The sequence below is a fragment of the Photorhabdus sp. RM322S genome (genome assembly GCF_042879395.1).
GTDB classification, from domain to species: Bacteria; Pseudomonadota; Gammaproteobacteria; order Enterobacterales; family Enterobacteriaceae; genus Photorhabdus; species Photorhabdus khanii.
Map to the genome: position 1 here is coordinate 1 of NZ_JBHFKW010000111.1, position 2,060 is coordinate 2,060.

Below are 2,060 nucleotides of genomic sequence, written 5' to 3' on the forward strand. Positions count from 1 at the left end.
AGGGCACAATAATGAGTAAATACCAGACAGAATTACCGATTATTAAATTTGATGAAAATGGGTTAGCGTTATCATATGGTTGGGTACAGGTATATCATGCCAATAGGCAAACCCTCGAATACACAGGAACAAGTATGGAATACGTAACGAAGGGTTTCAAACTGTCTGAGGGGGCATATCGTGATGCACCAGCATTACCCGATTCACATGATTATGCAGTGTATAGAACCATTGACGGTACAGCGTGGGAACATGTGCCAGATTCCCGTGTTATGAAGGAATACCAGATAGAGTTACCAACAGTGGAATTTGATGAAAACGGATTCGCTCTATCATATGGTTGGGTACAGGTATATCACATCAATGAGTATACCCGCGAATATATGAGTACGGATATTACTAGTGCTTTCGTGGGCACTGGACTACCAGCCGGAGCCTATTTGGATAAACCAGAAATTCCGAATTCTCCAAATATGGCGATTTGTCGGTCGGCTGACGGTAAATCCTGGATTCATTTGCCCGATTTTCGTAGTAAAATTGTCTACAACATACAAACCCGTAGGCCTGTTGAGGTCAAAGAAATCGGGGAGCTACCATCAGAATTAACGCTATTGAAGCCACTGACCCAATTTGATAAATGGGATGGCAAACAGTGGGTAACGGACACAGTTGCACAGCTTCAGTACGAAATACAACAGGCTGAGGATAAGCGGCAAACACTGCTGGATGAGGCAGTGCGGCAAGTAACTTTGCTGGAACGCCAAAAGCGGTTAAAATTACTTGAGTGGGATATTTACAGTATAAAATTGCTTGAACTTGATATTTCGACTACGCCAAAATTTGATTGGCCTAAAAAACCAGAATAAAATAGTAACGGCCTGTTCTTCAGGCCGTAGATTTAAGACCTATAAACAGAATTATAGGTATTTATCGTTTCTGAAACCATTTTCTTCACATCAAACTCATTAACCGCTTTTTCTCTGGCTTTTTCAGAAAACTCTGTTAACTCTTGAAATGACAAGCCAGCGATTAATTTCAAGATATTATGTATTGATGCTTCATCCCCTGCCTTTGTGATCCAGCCATTAATACCATGATCAATGTTTTCTGGTAGTCCACCAAAATCACTGGCGATAACAGGCAAACTACAAGACATCATTTCTCTGCAGGAAAAACTAATAGTTTCACAATCGGTAGATAATACAAACCCAACACAGGCATTTTTCATATGATTCATAATTGTTTTATCATCATTTATATAACCAGTAAATTCAACATTAACATGCGAAAAAGTAATGCCGATTAATTTTTCCATATCCTTCTTATGAGGAATACGGCCTATAATTTTTACACTGAACTTATCAGACAGCTCTTTATCTTTTGCTAGACATCTTATTAAGAAATGCCAGCCTTTATGTTCTGCAGTTCCAGCAGAGGAAATAAGTATTATTTTCCCTCTCTCTGTAATTGGGTGCTCAACTCTCCATTTATCAATATTAATGCCATTTTTAATAGTAACTGAGCGCTCATCAGCGATAAAATATGAGCATTGGTTACGTGTAGAGTCACTCACAAAAATTACTTTTTTATTAAATCTTCTAAGTCTGATTCTTGACAACAAAGATACTGAATAATGATTATGCTTAGTATAAATTAATTTACTTTTCATTCCGAAAAATAATTTTGCTATAATAGCTATTTTATTATCAGAAGCTCCATTAGTATGAATAATGTCTATTTTATGTTCTTTTGATATTCTAGATAAAGTCTTACTGGTTTTTATAATTTGTTTCAATTTTTTAATTTTAAAGAAAAAAAATAATGAAAATATGTTGTCAAATCCTAAATTAGATAATTCCTTATATAGTCTACTTTCTGGCGGGCAAGCAATAAATAAATTCCCTTCGTTATAGTTAAAATATTTAACTATATTCATTATGTATGTTGTATGACCACCACCATTTCCAGTATGAAAATTTGTAATCAAAATATTCATTATGCTTACCTATCCTAATCCTAATTTTTTATTTATTTTACCTGAAAAAATAGGGCCTATATAG

At 35.3% G+C, this 2,060-nt stretch carries 2 protein-coding genes; one reads left to right on the top strand and one right to left on the bottom strand.

The features are described from left to right. On the top strand, positions 1-866 hold an 866-nt coding region (locus ACGF63_RS22740), incomplete at its 5' end, for a tail fiber assembly protein (RefSeq protein WP_387633351.1). A 32-nt stretch (positions 867-898) separates the two neighbouring features. On the opposite strand, the gene ACGF63_RS22745 is transcribed toward ACGF63_RS22740, so the two are convergent. Further along, entirely contained in the window at positions 899-1,996 is a 1,098-nt protein-coding gene (locus ACGF63_RS22745; RefSeq protein ID WP_387633352.1) for a glycosyltransferase family 4 protein, read from the bottom strand. Positions 1,997-2,060: the final 64 nt, after the last annotated feature.